This window comes from Streptomyces sp. NPDC002513, from assembly GCF_053595355.1.
Window position 1 is genome coordinate 1 of sequence record NZ_JBSFXK010000082.1, and the last position, 24,898, is coordinate 24,898.

Here is a 24,898-nt window from a genome sequence, read left to right on the forward strand (position 1 = left end):
AGACCCGTGCACTCGTGCACGTCAGAGCAGTGTTAAGAAGCGCTTCCTCCCGGGCGTGAACGCCCGGGGTTCCGCGCTAGATCATGCTGAACCACCACACAGGCCGGGGTGCCAGGACACGCATCGAAGGTCCCGGCACCGCAGGGGGCGTTCACGCCTCGGCCGTGGCCTTCCGGGTGTGCAACTGCCGCGCCACCTCGGCAATCGACCCCGACAGGGACGGGTACACGGTGAAGGCGTTCGCGATCTGTTCGACCGTCAGATTGTTGTCGACCGCGAGCGAGATGGGATGGATCAGTTCGGAGGCGCGCGGTGCGACGACCACCCCGCCGACGACTATCCCGGTGCCGGGCCGGCAGAAGATCTTGACGAAACCGTCCCGGATGCCCTGCATCTTGGCGCGCGGGTTGCGCAGCAGGGGCAGCTTGACCACCCGTGCGTCGATCTTGCCCGCGTCCACATCGGCCTGTGTGTAGCCGACGGTGGCGATCTCGGGGTCGGTGAAGACGTTCGAGGAGACGGTCTTCAGATTGAGCGGGGCCACCGCGTCGCCGAGGAAGTGGTACATGGCGATGCGGCCCTGCATGGCGGCGACCGACGCGAGGGCGAAGACGCCGGTCACGTCACCGGCGGCGTACACGCCCGGAGCCGTCGTACGGGAGACCTTGTCGGTCCATATGTGCCCGGACTCGCGGAGCTTGACCCCGGCCTCCTCCAGGCCCATCCCGCTGCTGTTGGGTACCGCGCCGACCGCCATGAGGCAGTGCGAGCCGGTGATCACGCGCCCGTCGGCGAGGGTGACCTCGACCCGGTCGCCGACCCGCTTGGCGGACTGCGCACGCGAGCGGGCCATCACGTTCATGCCCCGGCGCCGGAAGACGTCCTCCAGGACGGCGGCGGCGTCGGGGTCCTCGCCGGGCAGCACGCGGTCGCGCGAGGAGACGAGGGTGACCTTGGAGCCGAGGGCCTGGTAGGCGCCGGCGAACTCGGCGCCGGTGACACCGGACCCGACGACGATGAGTTCCTCGGGCAGCTCGTCGAGATCGTAGACCTGGGTCCAGTTGAGGATGCGCTCTCCGTCCGGCTGGGCGTCGGGCAGCTCGCGCGGGTGACCGCCGGTGGCGATGAGCACGGCGTCGGCGGTGAGGGTCTCCTCGCTGCCGTCCGCGGCCCGTACGACGACCTCGCGCGACCCGTCCACGGCCTGCATGCCCTCCAGCCGGCCGCGTCCGCGCATGACTCGGGCGCCGGCGCGCGTGACGGACGCGGTGATGTCGTGAGACTGGGCGAGCGCGAGGCGCTTCACCCGTCGGTTGACCTTCCCGAGATCGACTCCGACGACCCTGGCGGCCTGCTCCAGCGGAGGGGTGTCGTCCGCGACGATGATGCCCAGCTCCTCGTACGACGAGTCGAAGGTGGTCATCACCTCGGCCGTCGCGATGAGCGTCTTCGACGGCACACAGTCGGTGAGCACCGACGCCCCGCCCAGACCGTCGCAGTCGACGACGGTCACCTCCGCGCCGAGCTGCGCGGCCACCAGAGCCGCCTCATATCCGCCGGGTCCGCCACCGATGATCACGATCCGAGTCACGTAGCCCATTGTCCCGCACGTTCGGGGTGCGTCTCCTCCGGGGGCGGCCGCTGGTACTTCTGTTACGCAAGGGGCCGCCGGGACGCTGCCGTACCCTCGTCTCCATGTCGCTCTACGCCGCGTACGCCGGCAACCTCGACGCGCGGCTGATGACCCGCCGCGCTCCCCACTCGCCGATGCGTGCCACCGGCTGGCTCAACGGCTGGCGGCTGACCTTCGGGGGCGAGCACATGGGCTGGGAGGGCGCTCTCGCGACGCTCGTCGAGGACCCCCTCTCACAGGTCTTCGTCGCGCTGTACGACATCGCGTTCATGGACGAGGAGTCCATGGACCGCTGGGAGGGCGTGGGCCTCGACGTGTACCGCCGCATGCGGGTCCGCGTGCACACACTGGAGGGCGAGGAGACGGCCTGGGCCTACGTCCTGAACGCCTACGAGGGCGGCCTCCCCTCGGCCCGCTACCTGGGCGAGATCGCGGACGCGGCGGAGTCGGCCGGGGCGCCACACGATTACGTGATGGAGCTGCGCAAGCGGCCCTGCTGAACAAGCCCCGTCCCTACACTCGTGGGCAGCGGACGCATGAACGGGAGAGCGCCATGACCGGCGGCACGCGCACATACCAGGTCTTCTACACCGAGCAGGCCGCCACGGCACGCGACCGGCTCGACGACCGGCAGCGGGCCGCCTTCGACAAGGGCATCGCCGTACTGGCGCGCGACCCCTTCCTCCCCGCGTCCCGCGCCATAAGCTCCACGGGCGACGACCGCACGGTCCGGCTCACCCAGAACATCCTGGTGGAGTACACGATCAGCCTGGGCCGCCTGCTGGTCTTCATCGTCGAGGTCTTCAACGACAAGGACGTCGTCATCACGGACGAGGACTGACGTCCGACGGACGGACGAGGGCCGACGTCCGGCGAAGGACGAGGACTGACGTCCGGCAGACGACGGACGAGGACTGACGTCCACAGGGGCATTCCCTCCGGGCTCACCTCACGCGCCCCCTGCTTTTCATCTCCCCGCAGAAAACGACAAGACAACGATCGCATTCCCGTGACCTCCGTCATCTACGCGCGTAGGCCGAGACCGGCTACCCTCTTCCGCGTGAACGCATCTCTTCTTCCGGACGACATCCAGGGCGACCCCTACGCCGCCGCCGACACCGCCGCCGCGCGCCTGCGCGAGCTGACGGGTGCCGAGACCCACGACGTCGCCCTCGTGATGGGCTCCGGCTGGGCTCCGGCCGTCGACGCCCTCGGCGAGGCCGAGGCCGAGTTCCCGGTCACCGAGCTGCCCGGCTTCCCGCCGCCGGCCGTCGAGGGCCACGGCGGCAAGATCCGCTCCTACCGGCTCGGCGACAAGCGCGCCCTGGTCTTCCTGGGCCGCACGCACTACTACGAGGGCCGCGGCGTGGCCGCCGTCGCCCACGGAGTGCGCACCGCCGTCGCCGCCGGCGCCAAGACCGTGGTGCTCACCAACGGCTGCGGCGGCCTGCGCGAGACCATGCGCCCCGGCCAGCCGGTCCTGATCAGCGACCACATCAACCTGACGGCGACGTCCCCGATCGTCGGCGCCAACTTCGTCGACCTGACCGACCTGTACTCGCAGCGCCTGCGCGCCCTGTGCAAGGAGATCGACCCCTCCCTCGAGGAAGGCGTCTACGCGCAGTTCACCGGCCCGCACTACGAGACCCCGGCGGAGATCCGCATGGCACGCGTCATCGGCGCGGACCTGGTGGGCATGTCCACGGTCCTCGAGGCGATCGCCGCACGCGAGGCGGGGGCCGAGGTCCTCGGCATCTCCCTGGTCACGAACCTGGCCGCCGGTATGACGGGCGAGCCGCTGAACCACGAGGAGGTCCTCCAGGCGGGCCGCGACAGCGCCACGCGCATGGGGGCCCTGCTCGCCCAGGTGCTGCACCGCCTGTAAGGCACCACCGGCCTCCACGGCCGCCCCGGACCCGCCCGCCGGGCCCGGGTATGAGAGACGATGCGGCACACCGCCCCCGCCCGGTTGTCCGCCCCCAGCGGCGAACAACCGGGCGGGGGCACCCGTCCTCACCGGGCGGTACCCCACCCGGCCCTCCGGCGTTCCGACCGGCCGCCGCGGGCGATGCCACTCGTACCGCCCCACAAACACACAACGAGAGGTTGACCCGACGTGCACGACGAACTCATCGCACGGGCCCAGGCGTGGCTGGCCGAGGACCCCGACGCGGAGACCCGTGAGGAACTCGCCAAGCTCATCGACGCCGGGGACCACGCCGAGCTCGCCGCACGCTTCGGCGGCACCCTCCAGTTCGGCACCGCCGGCCTCCGCGGCGAACTGGGCGCCGGCCCCCTGCGCATGAACCGCTCGGTGGTCATCCGCGCCGCCGCCGGTCTCGCCTCCTACCTCAAGTCCAAGGGCCAGGGCGACGGCCTGGTGGTCATCGGCTACGACGCCCGCCACAAGTCCGCCGACTTCGCCCGGGACACCGCGGCCGTCATGACCGGCGCGGGCCTGCGCGCGGCCCTCCTGCCCCGCCCCCTGCCCACCCCCGTCCTCGCCTTCGCCATCCGGCACCTCGGCGCGGTCGCCGGCGTGGAGGTCACCGCCAGCCACAACCCGCCCCGCGACAACGGCTACAAGGTCTACCTCGGCGACGGCTCCCAGATCGTGCCCCCGGCCGACGCCGAGATCGCGGCCGAGATCGACGCCGTCACCACCCTCACCGCGGTGCCGCGCCCGGACTCCGGCTGGGAGGTCCTGGACGACAGCGTCCTCGACGCCTATCTGGCCCGTACGGACGCCGTCGTCTCCCCCGGCACCCCGCGCACCGCCCGCACGGTCTACACGGCGATGCACGGCGTCGGCAAGGACGTCCTCCTCGCCGCGTTCGCCCGGGCCGGTTTCCCGGCCCCGGTGCTGGTCGCCGAGCAGGCCGACCCCGACCCGGACTTCCCGACCGTCGCCTTCCCCAACCCGGAAGAGCCCGGCGCCATGGACCTCGCCTTCGCGCGGGCCCGCGCGACCGAGCCCGACCTCGTGATCGCCAACGACCCCGACGCCGACCGCTGCGCCGTCGCCGTCAAGGACGGCGCCGACTGGCGCATGCTGCGCGGTGACGAGGTGGGCGCCCTGCTCGCCACGCACCTGGTGCGCCGCGGGGTCACCGGCACCTTCGCCGAGTCGATCGTCTCCTCCTCCCTCCTCGGCCGTATCGCCGAGAAGGCGGGCCTGCCGTACGAGGAGACCCTCACGGGCTTCAAGTGGATCGCCCGCGTGGACGGCCTGCGCTACGGCTACGAGGAGGCACTCGGCTACTGCGTCGACCCCGACGGAGTCCGCGACAAGGACGGCATCACGGCCGCGCTCCTGGTCACCGAGCTGGCCTCCGTACTCAAGGCCGAGGGCCGCACCCTCCTGGACCTGCTCGACGACATCGCGGTCGAACATGGGCTGCACGCCACGGACCAGCTCTCGGTGCGCGTCGAGGACCTGTCGGTCATCGCGGACGCGATGCGGCGCCTGCGTGAGCAGCCCCCGACCCGGCTCGCGGACCTGCCCGTCACCGGGTCCGAGGACCTCACCCAGGGCACGGACCGGCTTCCGCCCACCGACGGCCTGCGCTACACGCTCGACGGCGCCCGCGTGATCGTCCGCCCGAGCGGCACGGAACCGAAGCTGAAGTGCTACCTGGAGGTCGTGGTCCCCGTCGCCTCCCACGCCGACCTTCCGTCAGCACGGGCAAAGGCCACGGCCCTGCTGACCGCGATCAAGCGCGACCTCTCAACAGCGGCGGGCATCTGACGGCCACCGCCCCACCCCCGTCCCCGCGGCTCCTGAAGGCGAGCTGCGGGGGTGGGGGCCTGGGCGGGGGTGGTTTGGTTTGGGGCGCGGGGCTTCGAGGGGTCGAGCGTCGCCTTGGGGGGCCCGGGGCTTCGAGGGGCCGGGGGTCGGCCCGGGGCCGCGGGGCTTCGAGCAGCCGGGCGTCGGCCCCAAACCAAACCGCCCCGCAGCCGCTCGAACCCCCGCAACCCCAAACCACCCCCCGCCCAAGCCCCCCACCCCGCCACTCCCCAGCAGCCCAGCAGCGCCCCTTCTCGCGACCGCTCGCCTCACCCCAGCGGTAGCAGGATCGCCAGCAGTACCGCTCCCGCCACCACCGGGGCGATCACCTCGTACGCCCAGCGGACGGTCGGCTCGCCCTGGGCGCGTTCGGAGTTCCGGTGGGTCTCGGCGAGCTCGCGCAGGTCGTCCATGAGCTTGTCGGTCTGAGCGCGCGCGGGTCCGCTCGGGGCCGCCGGCGGGAGGGGGCGCGACGAGGAGCCCGGACGGCCCCGGTCACCCGGGCGCGCGGCCGGCGCGGTCGTCCGGCTCTGCTGCCGGGCCGCCTTCTTGCGCGCCCGCAGGGACACCGGCACCGCCCACAGTTGGTACGTGGTGCCGGATGTGGTGACGGCCTCGTTGGAGTAGCTGGAGCGGAGCGAGGCGACCGAGCCCCAGGGGAGCACGACGACCCGGAAGGGGTTGCGGATGCGCAGCCGCTCCTCGTTCGCGTGGACGGCCGGGCGCAGGGTGAAGGCGATGACCAGCGGGATCACCAGGAGCATCCCGGCCAGCGCCAGCCAGGGGGTGTGGCCGTGGCCCCGGACCAGCGCGTCGATGCCGAGCCAGAGGGTGAGGGCGAGCAGCAGCACGCCGGCCGCGATACCGGCGGGCGACCGGTGGACACGGTCCCGGTACTCGGGTGCCGAGGGGTCCGGCGCGGGGGGCTGGCGATCAGGGGTCGTCATGGCCCCGATTCTGCCCGACGGCCGTGCGGAAGCTCGTACGCGGTGTCGGAGCAAGGCCCGGCAAGGCCCGGCAAGGCCCGGCAAGGCCCGGCAAAGCTCGTGTGTGCAGCCGGAGACCGGACGAGGTCCAGGGGGTGTACAGCCGCTACGCGCGTAGATATGCTCGTCTGGTGACCATGCCCACCCATGCCCCAGCACACTCGCTCTCAGACGTCACCGCGTCCGACAGCACGCTGCGCCGTTTCCTCCACGGGCTGCCCGGCGTCGACGCGGTCGGCCTGGAGGCGCGCGCCGCCTCGCTCGGCACCCGTTCCATCAAGACCACCGCGAAGGCGTACGCCATCGACCTCGCCATTTCGATGGTCGACCTGACGACGCTGGAAGGCGCGGACACCCCGGGCAAGGTCCGGGCGCTCGGCGCCAAGGCGGCGCACCCCGACCCCACGGACCGTACGACCCCCATGACGGCGGCCGTCTGCGTCTACCCCGACATGGTGGCCGTCGCCAAGGAGGCCGTGGCGGGCTCCGGCGTGAAGGTGGCGTCCGTCGCGACCGCCTTCCCGGCGGGCCGCGCCGCTCTGGACGTGAAGCTGGCGGACGTGCGGGAGGCCGTGACCGCGGGCGCCGACGAGATCGACATGGTCATCGACCGCGGGGCGTTCCTCTCGGGCAGGTACCTGAAGGTGTACGACGAGATCGTCGCCGTGAAGGAGGCCTGCGGGACGAACGCCCGGCTGAAGGTCATCTTCGAGACGGGCGAGCTGTCCACGTACGACAACATCCGGCGGGCCAGCTGGCTCGGCATGCTGGCGGGCGCGGACTTCATCAAGACCTCGACCGGCAAGGTCGCCGTCAACGCGACCCCGGCCAACACCCTCCTCATGCTGGAGGCCGTCCGCGACTTCCGCGCCCAGACCGGCGTCCAGGTCGGCGTGAAGCCCGCCGGCGGCATCCGCACCAGCAAGGACGCGATCAAGTTCCTGGTCCTCGTCAACGAGACGGCCGGCGCGGACTGGATGGACAACCACTGGTTCCGCTTCGGCGCCTCCTCGCTGCTGAACGACCTGCTGATGCAGCGTCAGAAGCTGGCCACCGGCCGCTACTCCGGCCCCGACTACGTGACGGTGGACTGAGACACCCATGGAAAACGTGCCCTCCGCATTCGAGTACGCTCCGGCGCCCGAGTCCCGCTCGGTCGTCGACATCGCCCCCTCCTACGGCCTGTTCATCGACGGTGAGTTCACCGAGGCGGCCGACGGCAAGGTCTTCAAGACGATCAGCCCGTCCACCGAGGAGGTCCTGTCCGAGGTCGCCCAGGCGGGGGAGGCCGATGTCGACCGCGCGGTCAAGGCCGCCCGCAAGGCCTTCGGGAAGTGGTCGGCGCTGCCCGGCTCCGAGCGCGCCAAGTACCTGTTCCGCATCGCCCGCATCATCCAGGAGCGCAGCCGCGAGCTGGCCGTCCTGGAGACGCTGGACAACGGCAAGCCGATCAAGGAGACCCGCGACGCCGACCTCCCCCTGGTCGCCGCGCACTTCTTCTACTACGCGGGCTGGGCGGACAAGCTGGAGCACGCCGGTTTCGGCGCGAACCCGAAGCCGCTGGGCGTGGCCGGCCAGGTCATCCCCTGGAACTTCCCGCTGCTGATGCTGGCCTGGAAGATCGCCCCGGCGCTCGCGACCGGCAACACGGTCGTCCTGAAGCCCGCCGAGACCACCCCCCTGTCCGCGCTGTTCTTCGCGGACATCTGCCGCCAGGCGGGCCTGCCCAAGGGCGTCGTCAACATCCTTCCGGGCTACGGCGACACGGGCGCCGCGCTCGTCGCCCATCCGGACGTGAACAAGGTCGCCTTCACCGGTTCCACGGCCGTCGGCAAGGAGATCGCGCGCTCGGTCGCGGGCACCCGCAAGAAGCTCACCCTCGAACTGGGCGGCAAGGGCGCCAACATCGTCTTCGACGATGCCCCGATCGACCAGGCCGTCGAGGGGATCGTGACCGGCATCTTCTTCAACCAGGGCCAGGTCTGTTGCGCGGGCTCCCGCCTGCTGGTGCAGGAGTCGATCCAGGACGAGCTGCTGGAGTCCCTCAAGCGGCGTCTGTCGACGCTGCGCCTCGGCGACCCCCTCGACAAGAACACCGACATCGGCGCGATCAACTCCGCCGAGCAGCTGGCCCGGATCACCACGCTCACCGAGCAGGGCGAGGCGGAGGGCGCCGAGCGCTGGTCCCCGGCCTGCGAACTGCCCTCCTCCGGCTACTGGTTCGCCCCGACGCTCTTCACCAACGTCACCCAGGCGCACACCGTCGCCCGCGACGAGATCTTCGGCCCGGTGCTGTCCGTCCTGACCTTCCGCACGCCCGAAGAGGCCGTCGCCAAGGCCAACAACACCCCGTACGGCCTGTCCGCGGGCATCTGGACGGAGAAGGGCTCCCGGATCCTGGCCGTCGCGAACAAGCTGCGCGCGGGTGTCGTCTGGTCCAACACGTTCAACAAGTTCGACCCGACCTCGCCGTTCGGCGGCTACAAGGAGTCGGGCTTCGGCCGCGAGGGCGGCCGCCACGGCCTGGAGGCGTACCTCGATGTCTGAGAAGACGGAGAAGACCGACAAGACGGAGAAGTCCGAGCAGCGGCTGCCGGTCTTCAAGACCTACAAGCTGTACGTCGGCGGGAAGTTCCCGCGTTCCGAGAGCGGCCGGGTGTACGAGGTGACCGACTCCAAGGGCAACTGGCTGGCCAACGCCCCGCAGTCCTCCCGCAAGGACGCCCGTGACGCCGTGGTCGCCGCGCGGAAGGCGTTCGGCGGCTGGTCGGGCGCGACGGCGTACAACCGCGGCCAGATCCTCTACCGCATCGCCGAGATGCTTCAGGGACGACACGAGCAGTTCGTGCGCGAAGTGGCCGACGCGGAGGGCCTCTCGAAGGCGAAGGCCGCGGCGGTCGTCGACGCGGCGATCGACCGCTGGGTCTGGTACGCGGGCTGGACCGACAAGATCGCCCAGGTGGTCGGCGGCGGGAACCCGGTGGCGGGCCCGTTCTTCAACCTCTCCTCCCCCGAGCCGACGGGTGTGGTCACGGTCCTCGCGCCGCAGGAGTCGTCCTTCCTGGGCCTGATCTCGGTGGTCGCCCCGGTGATCGCGACCGGCAACACGGCCGTCGTGATCGCGAGCGAGAAGTCCCCGCTTCCGGCGCTCTCGCTCGGCGAGGTGCTGGCCACCTCCGATCTGCCCGGCGGGGTCGTCAACATCCTCGCCGGCCGTACGGCGGAGATCGCGGCGCCGCTCGCCGCGCACCAGGACGTCAACGCGATCGACCTGGCCGGTGCCGACGAGGACCTGGCGAAGGAACTGGAGATCGCGGCGGCGGACAACCTGAAGCGCGTACTGCGTCCACAGGCTGTGGATCACTTCGGGACTCCGGGCACCGAGCGCCTGACGGCCTTCCTGGAGACGAAGACGGTCTGGCACCCGACGGGTTCCCTGGGCGCGTCCGGCTCGTCGTACTAGACCGCCCGGAACCCCCGGCGCACCGGCCCCTCCGGAACACGCGGCGCACCAGACCGCCGCCGCGACAGCAGAGCCGCGCGTCCCCGCCGCCTCGGGGAGGCGCGGCTCTGCGTCGTGGGGCCGCCCACGTCGTCAGGTCAGTGCACCCCGCGGAGCACCTGGCCGACGACCGGCACGCCGCCGAGCGAGGGCGCCTCGGCCACCGGACGGGTCAGGGCCTGCGAGGCCAGCGGCTTGAAGTCGGCGATCTGTGTGGTGAGGCCGTTGTCCAGCGGGTCGACGCCCGTGCCCGCCAGCGGGTTGGGCTTGAGGTTCGCGAGCGGCCCGGTGACCTGTCCCACGACCCCGGTCAGCTCCGGCAGGCCCTGCCGGCCGGTCTGGTCGAGCGATACGGGCCGGGTACGCATCACATCGAGGACCGGGGCGCTGTCCGCCGACGCGGCTGCCGCGCCCGCCCCCAGCGCGGCGCCCGCGGTCGCGACGAGGACGAGGGCGCGCCGAGCGGTGGGGTTCTTGGGGGAGGCGTGTCGTGCCATGGCTGCTGCCACCTTTTCACCGCGAAGAGTAATGCTGTCGACACGCAGGGTAGTTGAGGTGTGATGTGCGCTCCAACGTCGACCCGCGGGGTCGGCACGGTGTACGGAATGCGTCAGACTGGTGTCTCGTGAGTCCCCATCCTCCGGCCCCCGCCCGCGTCGTGCTGCTGTGTGGCCCCTCCGGCTCCGGCAAGTCCCTCGTCGCCGCCCAGTCCGGGCTGCCCGTCCTGCGGCTCGACGACTTCTACAAGGAGGGCGACGATCCGACGCTGCCCCTGGTGGAAGGGAGTTCGGACATCGACTGGGACCATCCGCAGTCGTGGGACGCGGACATCGCGGTCGCGGCCATCGCCGAGCTGTGCGCCACGGGCCGTACGACGATCCCCGAGTACGACATCGCGCTGAGCGCGCGTACGGGCGAGGAGGCGCTGGACATCGGCCGCGCGCCGGTGTTCATCGCGGAGGGCGTCTTCGCCGCCGAAATCGTGCAGCGCTGCCGCGAACTGGGGCTGCTCGCCGACGCGCTGTGTCTGACCCGCGGGCCCCTCACCACGTTCCGCCGCCGTTTCCTGCGCGATCTCAAGGAGGGCCGCAAGTCGGTTCCGTTCCTGCTGCGCCGCGGCTGGCGGCTGATGCGCGCGGAGCGGTCGATCGTCGCCCGCCAGACGGCTCTCGGCGCGTACGCCTGCGGCCGGGACGAGGCGCTGCGCCGGCTCGCCGCGGCGGCCGCGGGACGACCGGCTCCGGCCGAGGCGGCCGTCTGAAGTCGCCCCACGCGGTCGCGACGGGCACTACCCGCACCACGAGAAACGGGACTGGACGGACCCCCCGGCCCTCCAGTCCCGCTCTCTTGTGCACCCCCGTGATCCCCCGTGGGACGCCGCCCCCGCGTTCCCCCCGTGATGGCGCTTTCCCCCGTGGCCCGCGGGCCCCCGTGACCCCGCGGTTCCCCCGGTACTGCTCCCCCGCGGCGACGCTCCCCCGTAATCACCGCGGGGTGTTCCCCCGTGTCCCCCCGTCCCTCAGGCGACCAGCTCCCCGAAGGACTCCTCCCGGTCACGGCCGAAGCTGAGGACCTCGTCGTCGCGCAGCCGGCGGAGCGACCGCCAGATGCTGGACTTCACCGTGCCGACACTGATGCCGAGGATCTCCGCGATCTCGGGGTCCGTGCGGCCCTCGTAGTAGCGCAGGACCAGCATGGTGCGCTGGAGTTCCGGCAGCCGGGCGAGCGCCTGCCACAGGACGGCGCGCAGTTCGGTGCCGCGCATCGCGTCCGTGTCGCCGGCGGTCTCCGGCAGCTCCTCGGTCGGGTACTCGTTCAGCTTGCGGCGGCGCCACGCGCTGATGTGCAGATTGGTCATCGTCCGCCGCAGATAGCCCCCCACCGCGGCCTTGTCACTGATCCGGTCCCAGGCCCGGTATGTCGAGAACAGCGCGCTCTGCAGCAGGTCCTCGGCCTCGAAGCGGTCACCCGTCAGGTGGTAGGCGGTTGCGTACAGGGAGGCGCGGCGCTCCTCGACGTAGGCGGTGAACTCCGCCTCCGTCACCGAGCGACGCTCCCCCGAGGCCTCCCCGTACGCGGCTCCCCCGTGATCTTCCCCCGTGGGCGCGTCAACCACCGTGATGTACGCGGTGTGCTGACGCCCGGCGGCGCGAGCGCACCCCCGCCCTCCGAGCAGGAAGGTGCCCCCTCCCGCACCGGACTTCTCGGTGTGCCGGGTGATGTCGTGGAGACGCGTGACAACTGCGCCCGTGCTGGTGCTGTGCAGCGTGTTCATCTCGCGCCCCCCGTCGTGGAGTCCCGACTTCCGTGCGGCCTTGCCGGTCTCGTGCGGCCTTGCTGGTGTCGAAAAGCTTGCCCGGGTCACTTCATGGCCGTGTCCGCCGACTGTCACAGAGCTGTCACAGGGGCGGTCCCCAGCCGCGGCGCGGGGCCGTCACCGAGAAGTCGTACGACTACGCGGCCGCACCGATGTCCGAGGTCACGGGCGGGCCGGTGGGGCGGCGACGCTCCGGCAGTCGAAAGACCGCCGGGGAATGGGCCAGAATGGCCCCTGTGCCTTCCCTGTTGCTGATCGAGGACGACGACGCCATCCGAACGGCCCTGGAGCTCTCACTGACGCGCCAGGGACACCGCGTGGCCACGGCTGCCACCGGAGAGGACGGCCTGAAACTGCTGCGCGAGCAGCGGCCGGATCTGGTCGTGCTGGACGTCATGCTGCCCGGCATCGACGGTTTCGAGGTGTGCCGGCGCATCCGGCGCACGGACCAGCTTCCGATCATTCTGCTGACCGCGCGCAGCGATGACATCGACGTCGTGGTCGGGCTGGAGTCCGGTGCCGACGACTACGTCGTCAAACCCGTGCAGGGCCGCGTCCTCGACGCCCGGATCCGGGCGGTGCTGCGGCGCGGCGAGCGGGAGTCAAGCGACTCGGCGACGTTCGGCAGTCTCGTCATCGACCGGTCGGCGATGACGGTCACCAAGAACGGCGAGGATCTGCAACTCACCCCGACCGAGCTGCGGTTGCTGCTGGAGCTGAGCCGGCGGCCCGGCCAGGCCCTGTCCCGGCAGCAGTTGCTGCGCCTGGTGTGGGAGCACGACTACCTGGGCGACTCGCGGCTCGTCGACGCGTGTGTGCAGCGGCTGCGCGCCAAGGTCGAGGACGTGCCGTCGTCCCCCACACTGATCCGTACGGTCCGTGGCGTCGGTTACCGGCTGGACGTTCCTCAGTGACCGATCCGCACAGGGAACGTGGCGGCTGGGCCGCGGCGCGCAGGGCCGTGCAGTCACACCTGCGCTTCACCAGCCTCCGGCTGCGCCTGGTCGTGGTCTTCGGGCTCGTCGCGCTGACCGCGGCGGTGTCGGCGTCCGCCATCGCGTACTGGCTGAACCGGGAGGCCGTGCTCACCCGCGCCCAGGACGCCGTGCTGCGCGACTTCCAGCAGGAGATGCAGAACCGGGCGAGTGCGCTGCCGGTGCACCCGACGCGGGACCAGTTGCAGCACACCGCCGGGCAGATGGCGAACAGCAGCCAGCGCTTCAGCGTGCTGCTGATCGCGCAGGACGAGCACGGCAGGACCGTGACCGGCAACTCCGACCTGGACACCTTCACCCTGGAGGACGTGCCCGCCTCGCTGCGCAAGGCGGTCGCCAAGCAGCAGGAGTCGTCGGGCGGCAAGGCCGCCTACCACCTGTACTGGCAGCGGATCGTCGAAAACGACAAGCCGTATCTGGTGGGCGGCGCCAAGGTGATAGGCGGTGGCCCGACCGGCTACATGCTCAAGTCCCTGGAGCCGGAGGCGAAGGACCTCAACTCGCTGGCCTGGTCGCTCGGCATCGCCACCGGTCTGGCGCTGATCGGCTCGGCGCTGCTCGCGCAGGCCGCCGCCACGACCGTGCTGAAGCCGGTGCACCGCCTCGGCATCGCGGCCCGGCGCCTGGGCGAGGGCAAGCTGGACACCCGGCTGCGCGTGTCGGGGACCGACGAACTGGCCGAACTGTCCCGGACGTTCAACCGTGCCGCCGAGTCGCTGGAGAAGACGGTCGCGGACATGAGCGCCCGTGAGGAGGCGTCCCGGCGCTTCGTCGCCGACATGTCGCACGAGCTGCGGACGCCGCTGACGGCGATCACGGCCGTCACCGAGGTCCTGGAGGAGGAGCTGGACGTGGAGACGGGCGGCATCGACCCCATGATCGAGCCGGCCGTGCGACTGGTGGTGAGCGAGACCCGGCGGCTGAACGACCTCGTCGAGAACCTGATGGAGGTCACCCGTTTCGACGCCGGAACGGCCCGGCTGGTGCTGGACTACGTGGACATCGCCGACCAGATCACCGCGTGCATCGACGCGCGCGCCTGGCTGGACGCCGTCGAGCTGGACGCCGAGCGCGGACTCATGGCGCGCCTCGACCCGCGCCGGCTCGACGTGATCCTGGCGAACCTGATCGGCAACGCGCTCAAGCACGGCGGTTCGCCGGTACGGGTGTCCGTGCGCGAGGAGGGCGAGGAACTGGTCATCGGGGTGCGGGACCACGGTCCGGGCATCCCGGAGGACGTCCTGCCCCATGTCTTCGACCGCTTCTACAAGGCGAGCGCCTCACGGCCGCGCTCCGAGGGCAGCGGTCTCGGGCTGTCCATCGCGATGGAGAACGCGCACATCCACGGCGGCGGGATCACCGCCGCCAACTCCCCCGAGGGCGGGGCGGTGTTCACGCTGCGGCTGCCGCGCGACGCGTCGCCGCTCGTCGAGGAGGAGAACCGGAACGGGGACGGCGCCAAGGGGAACGGCCGATGAGCATACGAGGCGGACGGCTCTGGCTCGCCATCGCGCTGCTGGCCGCGCTGCTGTCCGGTTGCGGCATCCGCGCCACCCAGGTGCCGACGGACTTCGGCCCCGCGCCGTCCCGGGTGCCCTGCGCGCTGTCCGGCACGGACACGTCGACGCAGACGGGCCACGGCGTACCGGTCCAGGTGTTCCTGCTGTGCGCCTCCCAACTGGTGACCGTGGACCGTTTCGTGCGCATCCCGGACGGCACCGCGGAGGCGGAGCGCCGGGTGCTGGTCGCGCAGGGGCTGCTCGACCAGCTCAGCGTGAAGCCGTCGTCCGCGGAGAAACAGGCGGGGTACACGACGGACGTGACCGGCGGGATCAAGGTCGGCGGTCCGCGCGGCACGGACCCGGCGGACGCGGTCCGGCTGAACGTCCGCCCCGAGGGCCTCACCTCCTACGCCCTCGCCCAGATCGTCTGCACGTTCGCCGCCTCGGAGGCGACCACCGGCGACGACGGCAGCGTCGTGCTCGGCGGCCCGGACGGGCAACCGCTGCACCGCTACGTGTGCACGGCCGAGGTGCGCTCCCGTCCGGGCGCCGTGCCCCCGCCGTCGACGGTGGTCTCCGGCGGCTGAGCGCGGGGCGCGCCGACGGCGGCGCGGGCGCCCCGGGTGCGCACGAGCAAAAAAGCGGAAGGGGAACCGATCGCGCGGGGCGTGGCGTCTAGGGGGGCGTGCAGCGTCAAGGCTCAGACGGCGGCAGTGCCGCGTTCCGCATCCGTGTGGCTGGGGGTGTCCTCCTCGTCGCGCATCTGGCCCTCGTCGCCTGGATCACGCTGCGCCCGCTGGACGTGCCCTGGGTGAGGCCCGCCAATCTGCATCCGCTGGCCGGTATCAGAGCCGATCTGGCGCTGGGCTGGCCGGAGGCCGCCCGCTGTATCGGCAAGGGGCTCGCGCTGCTCGCGCCGCTCGGGGTGCTGCTGCCGATGACGGGCGGCCGGCTCGCCGGCTCGCCGTTCGCCTCGATGGCCCGTACGGTCGCCACGGGCACCCTGATCTCCCTGGGCATCGAACTGGTGCAGACGGGGGTGCCCGGTCAGGTCGCCGACATCGACTCGATCCTGCTGAACACCGTCGGGGTGGCGCTGGCCCATGTGCTGGTCGTGCCCGCGGCGCGGGCCCGGCTCCGCCGCCGCGCCGCGTCCCGGCGGCGGGCAGCTCACCCGCGGGAGGAGACGTCTCAGGGGCGGACCCCGACGATTCCCAGGGTCGGAATAGCTCCTTAGAGTGACGCTTCTCCCGCTTCGTCCTCGTAGCGTGGAATACATCGGAACAACGTCGAAGGCAGTTCAAGGCAGTCGAAGGCATCGACACCGTCGACGGCGTGCATACCGACCGGATGTCCCGGCAGCCGCCGGGAGCCGTTTCCCGCCACGGTTCGCGAAGGAGCCACCATGACCGCCCTTTCCCGCCCCACCCACGGACGGATGATCGGCGGAGTGTGCGCAGCGCTGGCACGGCGCTTCGGCACCTCCGCGACCACGATGCGGGTGATCTTCCTGCTGTCGTGCCTGCTTCCCGGCCCGCAGTTCCTGCTCTACATAGCCCTGTGGATCCTGCTCCCGGCGGAGGACGAGGCGGGGGCCGGCACGGCCTGGTGACATGACGCGGTCCGGTCCGCCGGGCGCGGCGACGCCGATGGGCGGTCCCCGGCCGGGGGCCGCCCATCGGCGTCACGGGTGGCGTGCGTGTCAGGCCAGCGGGATGCCGTTCAGCGGCACGCCCTGCGGGGACAGCGGCGTGACCTGCAGTCCGCCGAGCAGTCCGCTGACCGGCGCGGCCGGCCCGTCGGCCGCGGCCTTGCCCACGGCGGGCACCGCGGTGCCGAGAGCGCGCTGGCCCTGGCCGAGCACCTCACCCGCACCGGGCAGCGTCCCGGTGACGTTGCCCAGCGGCAGCGCCTGGGTCACGGTGTCCGGCCCGGCGATGTCCGGCCCGGCCGGGGCCGCGCTCGCGACGCCCGCGCCCGCGGCGGCGAAGGCGGCACCGAGAGCGGCGACCCCGAGGGTTTTGGCAGCAGACTGCTTCATGATGAATGCGTCCTTGGATCCGATGACGGAGATGTGAGCGGTCCGGAAACCGTAAGCACGCGAAAGCGGGCTCCGCAAACGCCCCCGAATGGACGGATCATGGCCGCCCCGCCGTCAAAGAACGGGCCCCGTCAGCCCTCGGTGGCCGTGGAAGTGCTGGTCGAGGCGGTCTGCCGGAACAGCCATTCGGACTTCAATTCGGTGTAGCCGGGCTTGATGACGTCGTTGATCACAGCCAGTCGTTCATCGAAAGGAATGAATTCCGACTTCATTGCATTGACCGAGAACCGCTGGAGATCGTCGAGCGTGCAACCGAAGGCCTCCTTTTCGCACCGCAACGCCTACGCGCGTAGAGCACCGGGTGCGGCGAGGCGTCGATACCCAAAGGTGACCCACAGGACGGGTCGCGTACACCGCCGCTTCTGACACTGTTCTGTCATGGCACACCAAGCGACGCCGGTGCGCAGGGCCCGGCTGGGAAGGGCGCTCGGCCCGGAGCCGACGACGGTGAGCGGCGCGGTGCTGCTGCTCCCGGGCGGCGATGAGGTCTCCGCACGCAGACCCTCCGCCCTGCTCGCGACCGCCTCCGTCCGCACGCTCGGCCGCCGGCTGGCCCGGGCCGGCCACGACGAGGGCCTGGTCACTCATGTCGTGCACTACCGCTACCGGGGGTGGAACGGCAGCGAGGCCCATCCGGCACAGGACGCCGCATGGGCCGCCGACGAGGTCGTACGACGCTACGGGGATGTGCCGGTGTGTCTCGTGGGCGTGGGCGTGGGCGGCCGGGCGGCGCTGCACGCGGCCGGGCACACGGCCGTCACGTCCGTGCTCGCGCTGTCCCCCTGGCTGCCCGAGGAGGACATGGCCGCGTCACCCGAACCGGTGAAGCAACTCGTGGGACGGTGCGTGCTGATCGTGCACGGCACGAACGACGAGCGCACGGACCCGGAGCTGTCCTTCCGGCTGGCGGCACGCTCGAAGAAGGCCAACCGCGACATCTGCCGCTTCGAAGTGCACGCGGACGGGCACGGGTTGCGCCAGTACCGCTCCGAAGTGCTCGCGCTCGCGGAGGACTTCGTGATGGGCACGCTGTTCGGGCGGCCCTTCTCCCGCCCGGTGGAGGACGCGCTCGCGGCTCCGCCCCCCATCGGCTTGCGGATGCCCCTGGCGGCCGGGTTCGGGCGGTCGCTGCGCAAGTGAGGAGGCCCGGCGGGGCTCTCAGTCGGGCAGCAGCCGTCCCCTCCTGGACAGCAGGAACTTCTTGAAGGCCGCCACCGGCGGGGTGTCGACGTGCCCCTCCAGCCAGGCGACTCCGATCTCCCGCACCGCCCGGGGCGCCGTGACCGTCAGCTCGACGACCCCGGGCCGCGGCACGGTCGGCGGGGGCAGCAGCGCGACGCCCAGTCCCGCCGCGACCAGGCCCCGCAGGGTCTCGGCCTCCTCGCCCTCGAAGGCGACGCGGGGCGTGAACCCGGCCTCGCGGCACACGTCGTCGGTGATGCGGCGCAGCCCGTAGCCGGGTTCCAGGGTCACGAAGGTCTCGTCCGCGGCCTCCGCGAGACGGATGCGCCGGCGGCTCGCGAGCCGGTGGTCGCCGGGGACGACGAGCCGCAGCTTCTGCTCGTCGAGGCGGCGGGCGACCAGATCGGGGGCGTCGGGCACCGGGGAGGTCAGACACAGGTCCAGCTCCCCGGCACGCAGTTTCTCCAGCATCGCCTCGCCGTAGTTCTGCACGAGGCTGAAGCGCACCCGCGGATGGTCGGCGCGGAACGCGTGGAGCAGACCGGGCACGGTCTCGGCGCCCATCGTGTGCAGAAAGCCGAAGGCGACCTTGCCGGTCGCCGGGTCGGCGTCCGCGCGTACCTCCTCGGCGGCCCGTTCGATCTCCGCGAGAGCGCGTTCGACGGACGTGAGGAAGGTCCGGCCGGCGGGGGTGAGGGCGACCGTGCGCCCGCGCCGGACGAACAGGTCGACGCCCAGGTCCTGTTCCAGGCGGACCAGCGCGCGGGACAGGGTGGACTGGGGGACCTGCATCTCCCGCGCGGCACGCGTCACGTGCTCGGTCCGGGCGACACCCGCGAAGTGCGCCAGGCGCGGCGCGAGCAACGTGACGATGTCTTCTGCGTCACGTGTGTCACTGCTCGATGACAGGCGTTCGGCTGACCTCTGCTGATGCACCATGGGATCGATTATCGCGTTTCTGTGCATTGGACGGATGAATGACGGGATCCGTACGGTCGGAACATGCCTGCCGCCGATACCGGGGCGTCCACCACCGTGGGCGCCGACACCGCCCCCGCCCCCACCTCCACCGCCGTCTCCCGTCTGACCCCGGGCGGCCCCGGCTACCGCCGGATGAGCCTCGCCCTGTTCCTCGCCGGGGTCGCCACCTTCGCTCTCCTCTACTCCACGCAGGCCCTGCTGCCGCTCGTCTCCCGCGACTTCGGGGTGACGGCGAGCGCGGCGAGCTGGACGGTGTCGGCCGCCACCGGCGGGCTGGCGCTGTTCGTCCTCCCCATGAGCGCGCTCTCCGAGCGGTTCGGGCGGCGGACGCTGATGACGGCGTCGCTGGCGGTCGCGGTGACGGTGGGGCTGCTGGTCCCGTTCGCCCCGTCGCTCGGCGCGCTGATCGCACTGCGGGCGGTCCAGGGCGCGGCGCTGGCCGGGCTGCCCGCGTCGGCGACCGCGTACCTGGCCGAGGAGGTCAGCCCCAAGGCACTGATCACCGCGATCGGTCTGTTCGTGGCCGGCAACAGCGTCGGCGGGATGAGCGGCCGGATCATCACCGGCTGGGTCGCGCAGGAGTGGGGCTGGCGGGTATCCGTCGGCACGATCGGAGTGATCGCGGTGGCGTGCGCGGTGGCCTTCCGGCTGCTGCTGCCGGCGCCGAAGCACTTCACACCGGGATCGCTGCGCCCGCGGGTGCTGGCCCGCACGGTCCGCGACCACCTGGCCAACCCGCTGCTGTGCCGGCTCTACGCGATCGGCGCGCTGTTCATGATGGTGTTCGGCGGCGTCTACACCGTGATCGGCTACCGCCTGACGGAGCAGCCGTTCGGGCTGCCGCAGGGCATCATCGGCTCGATCTTCCTGGTGTACCTGGTGGGCACGGTGTCGGCGTCGACGGCGGGCCGGCTGGTGAGCCGGCTGGGCCGCCGCGGGGCGCTCTACCTGGCGGGCGGTACCACAACGGCGGGCCTGCTGCTGTCCCTGGCCTCCTCCCTGCCGCTGGTCCTGCTGGGCCTGGTCCTGATCACGGCGGGCTTCTTCGCGGGCCACGCGGTGGCGTCGTCGGCGGTCAGCCACACGGCGCAGCAAGGCCGCGCCCAGGCGTCCGCGCTGTACCAGTCGTCGTACTACATCGGCTCCAGCACGGGCAGCACGGTCGGCGCCGTGGCATTCCACGCGGGCGGCTGGCCCGGGACGGTGGGCATGGGCGCGCTGGCGGTGCTCGGCGTCGTGACGATCACGGTGTTCGGGTCCCGGGCGGCCCGCGCCGAACGGCGGCTCGCGACGGCTTGAGGCCGGGGCCTGGCCCGGGCCGGGGGCTCAGGTCCGGTCCGGGCCGGGCCGGGTGCAGGTCCGGGCATGAGCCCAGGTCCGGGCATGAACCTTTGGTCCGGGCGTGAGTCTGCGTCCGGGCATGAGCCTGTGTCCGGAGTCCGGCATGCGCACAGGCCCAGACCCGAGCCCGGATGCGGGCCCGAGTCCTGATCGGCCCGGCTCTTGATCGGCCCGAGTCCTGATCGGCCCGGATACTGACCGGCTCGGATCCTGATCGGCTGGAGTCCGCTTCCAGGCCCGCTCCCGCGCGCATTCCGCATTTCCCCTGGTCGGTGGCGGTTGTCAGTGGTCACGTATAGCGTCCGCGCGTCAACTGGGCCGAGCAGGAGGTTTTTTCATGGAGTTCCGGGTCGACCGCAAGGCCTTCGCCGAGGCCGTGGGGTGGGCAGGCCGTGTGCTGCCCACGCGGACGCCGGTGCCGGTGCTCGGCGGGCTGCTGCTGGAGGCGACGGCGGGGCGGCTGACCGTGTCGGGGTTCGACTTCGAGACGGCCGCGCGGATCGAGACCGAGGCGGAGACGGCGGTGGACGGGCAGGTGCTCGTCCTGGGCCGCCGGCTGCTGGACATCTGCCGGGTGCTGCCGGACGGTCCGGTGAGCTGCGGGCTGGAGGGGTCGCGGTTCACGGTCGAGGCGGACGGTACGCGCTTCGGGCTGTCGAAGCTGCCACGCGAGGAATACCCGACGCTTCCCGTGTCCCCCGAGCCGTACGGCAGCGTGGACGCCGTCGCCTTCGCGACCGCCGTGGGCCAGGTCGCGGTGGCCGCGGGCCGCGACGACACGCTTCCCGTCCTCACCGGTGTGCAGCTGCGTCTGGACGGCGACGCGATGACGCTGGCCGCGTCCGACCGGTACCGGTACGCCGTACGACGGCTGGGGTGGAAGCCGGAGGCCGCGGCGTCCGGCGGCACGGCTCAGGCTCTGCTGCCCGCTCGCCGACTGCTCGACGTCGCGCGGTCGCTGGCCCGTAGCGGCCGGGTGCGTATCGGTCTGGCCCCGTCGGACGGGGGACTGATCAGCTTCGAGGGCGGTGGCATGCGGGCGGCGGTGCGGCTGCTGGAGGGCCGGCTGCCGGGGTACGGCTCGCTGTTCGACATGGCGGGAGCCGCGGTCGCCGAGGTGGAGTGCGAGGCGCTGGCGGAAGCGGTGCGACGGGTCGCCGTGGTGGCGGAGGCGAACAGTCCGGTGCGGCTGGACTTCGCGGCCGGCGGATCCGTGCTGCTGAGAGCCGGGTACGGGGACGACGTCGCCACGCAACGGCTGCCGGCCGGGCTGGACGGTGCCGCCGAGATGTCCGTGGCCTTCAATCCGGGGTATCTGCTGGACGCGCTGGCCTCCTTCGAGTCACCGCGCGTCCGGATGGAGCTGCTGGGGTCCGGACAGCGGGCGCTGCTCACCGGCGTGGCGGCGGAGGAGTCCGCCGTCGCGGACGGACCGGAGGCGGACCACCGGCATCTGCTCATGTCGGTGAAGGAGCTGGTCTGAGCTGGGCTTTCGCGCGCTGCGGGGGCCGTTGTCAGTGGGCTGGGGTAGCTTCCGAAGGGCTGGGGCGCGACGACGCGCCGCAGGAACGGCCACGTGGGGTGGGTGGACCATGAGTGACGGTACGGCGACGCTGGACGACCTCGACGTCCGGCTGGAGAAGCACAGGACCGAGCTGACGGGGTACTGCTACCGCATGCTCGGTTCCTCCTTCGAGGCCGAGGACGCGGTGCAGGACACGATGATCCGCGCCTGGCGGAGCTACGAGAAGTTCGAGGGCCGCTCCTCGCTCCGCTCCTGGCTGTACCGGATCGCGACGAACGTCTGCCTGGACATGCTGAGCGCGGGCAGTCGGCGTGCCCGTCCGATGGATCTGACCGAGTCCACACCCCTCGCCCGGGCCGCCCTCTGCCCGCGCCCGGACAGCACCTGGCTGGAGCCGGTGCCCGACGCGCGCGTCCTGCCGACGACCGGCGATCCGGCGGAGGCGGCGGTCGCCAAGGAGTCGGTGCGGCTGGCCTTCATGGCGGCCCTCCAGCAACTGCCCGCCAAGCAGCGCGCGGTGCTCATCCTGCGCGAGGTGCTGGCCTGGCGGGCGAGCGAGGTCGCCGAGCTGCTCGACACCTCGGTCGCCTCGGTCAACAGCGCGTTGCAGCGGGCGCGGGCGACGCTGGCGCAGCGGGCGGGCGAGGGCGCCGACGCCTCTGTCGCGGACCCTCTGGACGCGGAGCAGCAGCAGCTCCTGGAGCGCTATGTGGCGGCCTTCGAGGGGTACGACATGGCGGCGCTGACGGCCCTGCTGCACGAGGACGCGGTGATGACGATGCCGCCGTTCGACCTGTGGCTGCGCGGCACACGGGACATCACCGGTTTCATGACCACGCTCGGCTCCGCCTGCGCGGGCTCCCGGCTGGTGCCGGTCGCGGTCAACGGCCTGCCGGGCTTCGCCCAGTACAAGCCGGACCCGGACACGGGCGGCTTCACGGCCTGGGCGGTCCAGGTCCTGGAGATATCAGAGGGCGGGATCTCCGGGTTCCACTGCTTCCTCGACACCAAGCGCTGGTTCCCGCTGTTCGGCCTGCCCCTCCAGCTCGATGGGGAGGCCGACGAGGTCGAGTAGGGCGCGCAGGGCGGGGGCCGGATCGCGCAGCCGGATACGGCCGCCGGCGCGGCGGGCGGCGAGCTGGAGGCGGGCGAGGGCGTCGACGGTCGTGAGGGCCGGTGGACCCAGCCCGGACGCATCGCACACCACGGCCTCGGCCCCGCTGGACACCAGCAGCGCCCGCACGTCCTGGCAGAGCGCCGCCACCTCCTCCCGGCCGAGTGAGACGGGCAGATTCAGCACTGCTGGTGTTGTCGCGTCCACGTTCGGTAGACGGCCGCAGCGCACGGAAGTCATCGGGCGGACGGGCGCGACGGCACGCCTATTCGGCAGGGAACTGGCTGGTGTCGAGGGTGAGGTCGAAGGGGGCGGGCAGCGTGATGGTGTCGCCGAACTTGACGGCGGACAGAACCTGGTACACGTCGCCCTTGGGCTCGCCGTACAGCGTCACCGTGGGAGCACCGGGGGCCCAGCGGTCGACGAGGAGGTAGAGCGGGACGCCCGCGGTCGCGTACGCGGCGGGCTTGCTGACGCGGTCGTGGTGGGCGTTGGACCTCGAGGTCACCTCGACGACGAGTTCGGCCAGGGCGGCCGGGATGTGGGTGTCCGTTGCCGCGTGCTCCTGTACCGGGGCAACCACGAGGTCCGGGATGAGCATGCCCATGCGCGAGGGCACGGCAATCGCCAGTGTCTGGAAGACCTCCCACTCCTCCGGGATCACGGAAAGCAGGCGGCGGTGGATGCGCGCGGCGATGACGTTGTGGCCGTATGCGGGAGCGGGTGACACGGTGACGACCCCTTCGATGATCTCCACCTTGCTGCCCTCGGGCCATTCCATCTCCTCCCAGAACCGGACGAGGTCGTCCCAGCTCTGCTCGGGGTCCTGGCTCACGGTGAGTGCGCTCAGTCGGGTAGCCGGAGGGCGTTGCCGCCCCCCGGCCCCCTCAGAACCGGACGTGCGACTGTTCACCGCATCCGGCTCAAGCGGGCCCCTGGAGTCACGCGGGTCGGTCATCTTGCTTGGCCCTTCTGTGGTCGCCGGCATGGTGCTGGCGATGGCAGTCGGCGTGTACGAGGCGAAGGTTCGTCCGCTCGTCCGAGCCGCCGTCGCGCCGGTAGATGAAGTGGTGCTTGTGCAGCGGCTTCATCGATGCCGAGAACCAGGCGGCCCACTCGCGCGGGTTGTCCGGTGTGTACTCGGCATCGGGGATCAGGGGCTGTTCACACAGCGGGCAGATCCCCTTCTGGCGGGATGCGAGGGTGATGGTCCACCTGTCGGCGGTTCCGGGCATCCTTTTGCGTCGGCGGTTCGCCCAGTACTCGGCCAGCGATGGATCGTCAGGTGAGTTGCCTTCCTTGACGATCACGTGCCGGACGATCCTGGTCCAGTTGAACTTGTAGAGGTAGGTGCCGGTGTCCCGGTCACCGAAGACCCACTGGTCCTTCCGGGTCGAGTTGAAGACGCCGTAGTGCTTGGCCAGTCGCCAGCTCTTCGGCTTGTTCGGGTGGGAGTGCTTGACCCACTTCTGCGTGAGCGTCCACACGTAGAAGTCCAGGGACTTGAAGGTCTCCTTGGACACCACCGCCCGGTAGTAGGTGGCCCACCCCTTGATGATCGGGTTGAGCCTCCTCACCACGGCTCCAGCGTTCGCCCCTCGCAGGCCGATCACTTCACTGCGGAGCCGTTCCCGGACCCTCTTCACAGCCGCCTTGCTCGGCTTGATCAGCAGAGTCCCGCTGTATCTCCTGATGTTGAACCCGAGGAAGTCGAATCCTTCTTCAAGGTGGAGGACGGATGTCTTCTCCTCGTTGAAGGCGACCCCTCGCGGGATCATCCAGCGAGCCAGCTGCTCCTTGACCCGGCGGGCTTCGTCTTCGCTGTGACAGAACACAGCGAGGTGAGTCGGCAGCGGGAATCTCACCCGCCGCCGCTCGCAGAACCGTGCGGGAGCCTCTCGACTCACACGGCTCCCGTTGCCCAGCCATCAG

Annotated in this window: 26 protein-coding genes and 1 pseudogene; 17 read left to right on the plus strand and 10 right to left on the minus strand. The window is 71.5% G+C overall.

The window, feature by feature from the left end; all coding sequences use genetic code 11:
• Positions 1 to 151: 151 nt before the first annotated feature.
• Positions 152 to 1,600, minus strand: coding sequence for an NAD(P)H-quinone dehydrogenase (locus tag ACWD5Q_RS32340; protein ID WP_451430635.1), 1,449 nt, complete (start codon positions 1,598 to 1,600; stop codon positions 152 to 154).
• Positions 1,601 to 1,695: 95 nt separating this feature from the next.
• Between ACWD5Q_RS32340 and ACWD5Q_RS32345 the strand changes: the two genes are divergently transcribed.
• The 4 genes from ACWD5Q_RS32345 to ACWD5Q_RS32360 all read left to right on the plus strand — a co-directional run bounded on the left by ACWD5Q_RS32345 (position 1,696) and on the right by ACWD5Q_RS32360 (position 5,381).
• On the plus strand, positions 1,696 to 2,133 hold the full coding sequence (locus ACWD5Q_RS32345) for a gamma-glutamylcyclotransferase (protein WP_451430636.1): 438 nt from the start codon (positions 1,696 to 1,698) through the stop codon (positions 2,131 to 2,133).
• 53 nt (positions 2,134 to 2,186) lie between these two features.
• A complete protein-coding gene (locus ACWD5Q_RS32350) occupies positions 2,187 to 2,474 on the plus strand; it encodes a type II toxin-antitoxin system RelE family toxin (protein WP_451430637.1) in 288 nt (95 codons plus the stop codon).
• Positions 2,475 to 2,693: 219 nt separating this feature from the next.
• Positions 2,694 to 3,518 (plus strand): purine-nucleoside phosphorylase, encoded by an 825-nt coding sequence (locus tag ACWD5Q_RS32355; RefSeq protein WP_451430638.1) that lies wholly within the window; start codon positions 2,694 to 2,696, stop codon positions 3,516 to 3,518.
• Positions 3,519 to 3,749: 231 nt separating this feature from the next.
• Positions 3,750 to 5,381 carry a phospho-sugar mutase gene (locus ACWD5Q_RS32360; RefSeq protein WP_451430639.1) on the plus strand — a complete coding sequence of 544 codons (1,632 nt, stop codon included), beginning with the start codon at positions 3,750 to 3,752 and terminating at the stop codon, positions 5,379 to 5,381.
• 308 nt (positions 5,382 to 5,689) lie between these two features.
• Here the strand turns inward: ACWD5Q_RS32360 and ACWD5Q_RS32365 are convergent, their stop codons facing one another.
• Complete coding sequence (locus ACWD5Q_RS32365; protein ID WP_451430640.1) at positions 5,690 to 6,367, minus strand: PH domain-containing protein; 678 nt, start codon at positions 6,365 to 6,367, stop codon at positions 5,690 to 5,692.
• 176 nt (positions 6,368 to 6,543) lie between these two features.
• Here ACWD5Q_RS32365 and deoC point away from each other — a divergent pair, with 176 nt between their 5' ends.
• The 3 genes from deoC to ACWD5Q_RS32380 are packed head-to-tail and all read left to right on the plus strand — an operon-like array spanning position 6,544 to position 9,869.
• Entirely contained in the window at positions 6,544 to 7,500 is a 957-nt protein-coding gene (gene deoC, locus ACWD5Q_RS32370) for a deoxyribose-phosphate aldolase (RefSeq protein ID WP_451430658.1), read from the plus strand.
• A 16-nt stretch (positions 7,501 to 7,516) separates the two neighbouring features.
• The gene (locus ACWD5Q_RS32375; protein WP_451430659.1) at positions 7,517 to 8,953 is read left to right on the plus strand and encodes an aldehyde dehydrogenase family protein; all 1,437 of its coding nucleotides are present in this window, start codon (positions 7,517 to 7,519) and stop codon (positions 8,951 to 8,953) included.
• Positions 8,946 to 9,869 (plus strand): aldehyde dehydrogenase family protein, encoded by a 924-nt coding sequence (locus ACWD5Q_RS32380; RefSeq protein ID WP_451430641.1) that lies wholly within the window; start codon positions 8,946 to 8,948, stop codon positions 9,867 to 9,869. Before ACWD5Q_RS32375 ends, ACWD5Q_RS32380 begins: the two co-directional genes overlap by 8 nt.
• A gap of 137 nt (positions 9,870 to 10,006) precedes the next feature.
• Here ACWD5Q_RS32380 and ACWD5Q_RS32385 read toward each other — a convergent pair whose 3' ends face one another.
• Positions 10,007 to 10,405, minus strand: coding sequence for a hypothetical protein (locus ACWD5Q_RS32385; RefSeq protein WP_451430642.1), 399 nt, complete (start codon positions 10,403 to 10,405; stop codon positions 10,007 to 10,009).
• A gap of 128 nt (positions 10,406 to 10,533) precedes the next feature.
• Here ACWD5Q_RS32385 and ACWD5Q_RS32390 point away from each other — a divergent pair, with 128 nt between their 5' ends.
• Positions 10,534 to 11,169 (plus strand): uridine kinase, encoded by a 636-nt coding sequence (locus tag ACWD5Q_RS32390; RefSeq protein WP_451430643.1) that lies wholly within the window; start codon positions 10,534 to 10,536, stop codon positions 11,167 to 11,169.
• Between the two features lie 258 nt (positions 11,170 to 11,427).
• Here ACWD5Q_RS32390 and ACWD5Q_RS32395 read toward each other — a convergent pair whose 3' ends face one another.
• Positions 11,428 to 12,183 (minus strand): SigE family RNA polymerase sigma factor, encoded by a 756-nt coding sequence (locus tag ACWD5Q_RS32395; RefSeq protein ID WP_451430644.1) that lies wholly within the window; start codon positions 12,181 to 12,183, stop codon positions 11,428 to 11,430.
• 278 nt (positions 12,184 to 12,461) lie between these two features.
• On the opposite strand from ACWD5Q_RS32395, the gene afsQ1 reads away from it, so the two are divergent.
• From afsQ1 to ACWD5Q_RS32420, 5 genes are all read left to right on the plus strand, one after another.
• Positions 12,462 to 13,139, plus strand: a complete 678-nt coding sequence (afsQ1, locus tag ACWD5Q_RS32400; protein WP_451430645.1) for a two-component system response regulator AfsQ1 — start codon at positions 12,462 to 12,464, stop codon at positions 13,137 to 13,139.
• Positions 13,136 to 14,698, plus strand: coding sequence for an ATP-binding protein (locus tag ACWD5Q_RS32405; protein WP_451430646.1), 1,563 nt, complete (start codon positions 13,136 to 13,138; stop codon positions 14,696 to 14,698). The genes afsQ1 and ACWD5Q_RS32405 overlap by 4 nt, the downstream gene beginning before the upstream one ends.
• Positions 14,695 to 15,309: a hypothetical protein gene (locus ACWD5Q_RS32410; protein ID WP_451430647.1), complete on the plus strand. Its 615-nt coding sequence runs from the start codon at positions 14,695 to 14,697 to the stop codon at positions 15,307 to 15,309. The genes ACWD5Q_RS32405 and ACWD5Q_RS32410 overlap by 4 nt, the downstream gene beginning before the upstream one ends.
• Positions 15,310 to 15,407: 98 nt before the next feature.
• The gene (locus ACWD5Q_RS32415) at positions 15,408 to 15,959 is read left to right on the plus strand and encodes a VanZ family protein (RefSeq protein ID WP_451430648.1); all 552 of its coding nucleotides are present in this window, start codon (positions 15,408 to 15,410) and stop codon (positions 15,957 to 15,959) included.
• Between the two features lie 168 nt (positions 15,960 to 16,127).
• Positions 16,128 to 16,334, plus strand: a complete 207-nt coding sequence (locus tag ACWD5Q_RS32420) for a PspC domain-containing protein (protein WP_451430649.1) — start codon at positions 16,128 to 16,130, stop codon at positions 16,332 to 16,334.
• A gap of 90 nt (positions 16,335 to 16,424) precedes the next feature.
• On the opposite strand, the gene ACWD5Q_RS32425 is transcribed toward ACWD5Q_RS32420, so the two are convergent.
• Both ACWD5Q_RS32425 and ACWD5Q_RS32430 read right to left on the minus strand, forming a co-directional pair.
• Positions 16,425 to 16,763: an ATP-binding protein gene (locus ACWD5Q_RS32425; RefSeq protein WP_451430650.1), complete on the minus strand. Its 339-nt coding sequence runs from the start codon at positions 16,761 to 16,763 to the stop codon at positions 16,425 to 16,427.
• Positions 16,764 to 16,894: 131 nt separating this feature from the next.
• A pseudogene (locus ACWD5Q_RS32430) lies at positions 16,895 to 17,086 on the minus strand (adenosine deaminase); the annotation flags it as partial.
• 115 nt (positions 17,087 to 17,201) lie between these two features.
• Between ACWD5Q_RS32430 and ACWD5Q_RS32435 the strand changes: the two are divergent.
• Entirely contained in the window at positions 17,202 to 17,963 is a 762-nt protein-coding gene (locus tag ACWD5Q_RS32435; protein WP_451430651.1) for an alpha/beta hydrolase, read from the plus strand.
• Between the two features lie 18 nt (positions 17,964 to 17,981).
• Here ACWD5Q_RS32435 and ACWD5Q_RS32440 read toward each other — a convergent pair whose 3' ends face one another.
• On the minus strand, positions 17,982 to 18,944 hold the full coding sequence (locus ACWD5Q_RS32440; RefSeq protein ID WP_451430652.1) for a LysR substrate-binding domain-containing protein: 963 nt from the start codon (positions 18,942 to 18,944) through the stop codon (positions 17,982 to 17,984).
• Positions 18,945 to 19,007: 63 nt separating this feature from the next.
• Between ACWD5Q_RS32440 and ACWD5Q_RS32445 the strand changes: the two genes are divergently transcribed.
• The 3 genes from ACWD5Q_RS32445 (at position 19,008) to ACWD5Q_RS32455 (ending at position 22,927) form a co-directional block, all read left to right on the plus strand.
• The gene (locus ACWD5Q_RS32445) at positions 19,008 to 20,285 is read left to right on the plus strand and encodes an MFS transporter (protein WP_451430653.1); all 1,278 of its coding nucleotides are present in this window, start codon (positions 19,008 to 19,010) and stop codon (positions 20,283 to 20,285) included.
• A 379-nt stretch (positions 20,286 to 20,664) separates the two neighbouring features.
• Positions 20,665 to 21,810, plus strand: coding sequence for a DNA polymerase III subunit beta (gene dnaN, locus ACWD5Q_RS32450; protein WP_451430654.1), 1,146 nt, complete (start codon positions 20,665 to 20,667; stop codon positions 21,808 to 21,810).
• Positions 21,811 to 21,919: 109 nt separating this feature from the next.
• The gene (locus ACWD5Q_RS32455) at positions 21,920 to 22,927 is read left to right on the plus strand and encodes a sigma-70 family RNA polymerase sigma factor (RefSeq protein ID WP_451430655.1); all 1,008 of its coding nucleotides are present in this window, start codon (positions 21,920 to 21,922) and stop codon (positions 22,925 to 22,927) included.
• Here the strand turns inward: ACWD5Q_RS32455 and ACWD5Q_RS32460 are convergent.
• From ACWD5Q_RS32460 to ACWD5Q_RS32470, 3 genes are all read right to left on the minus strand, one after another.
• On the minus strand, positions 22,820 to 23,206 hold the full coding sequence (locus ACWD5Q_RS32460) for an STAS domain-containing protein (RefSeq protein WP_451430656.1): 387 nt from the start codon (positions 23,204 to 23,206) through the stop codon (positions 22,820 to 22,822). The two genes, ACWD5Q_RS32455 and ACWD5Q_RS32460, sit on opposite strands and share 108 nt — an antisense overlap.
• Positions 23,207 to 23,231: 25 nt before the next feature.
• Positions 23,232 to 23,816: a Uma2 family endonuclease gene (locus tag ACWD5Q_RS32465; RefSeq protein WP_451430660.1), complete on the minus strand. Its 585-nt coding sequence runs from the start codon at positions 23,814 to 23,816 to the stop codon at positions 23,232 to 23,234.
• A 91-nt stretch (positions 23,817 to 23,907) separates the two neighbouring features.
• Complete coding sequence (locus tag ACWD5Q_RS32470; RefSeq protein WP_451430657.1) at positions 23,908 to 24,744, minus strand: group II intron maturase-specific domain-containing protein; 837 nt, start codon at positions 24,742 to 24,744, stop codon at positions 23,908 to 23,910.
• Positions 24,745 to 24,898 lie beyond the last annotated feature (154 nt).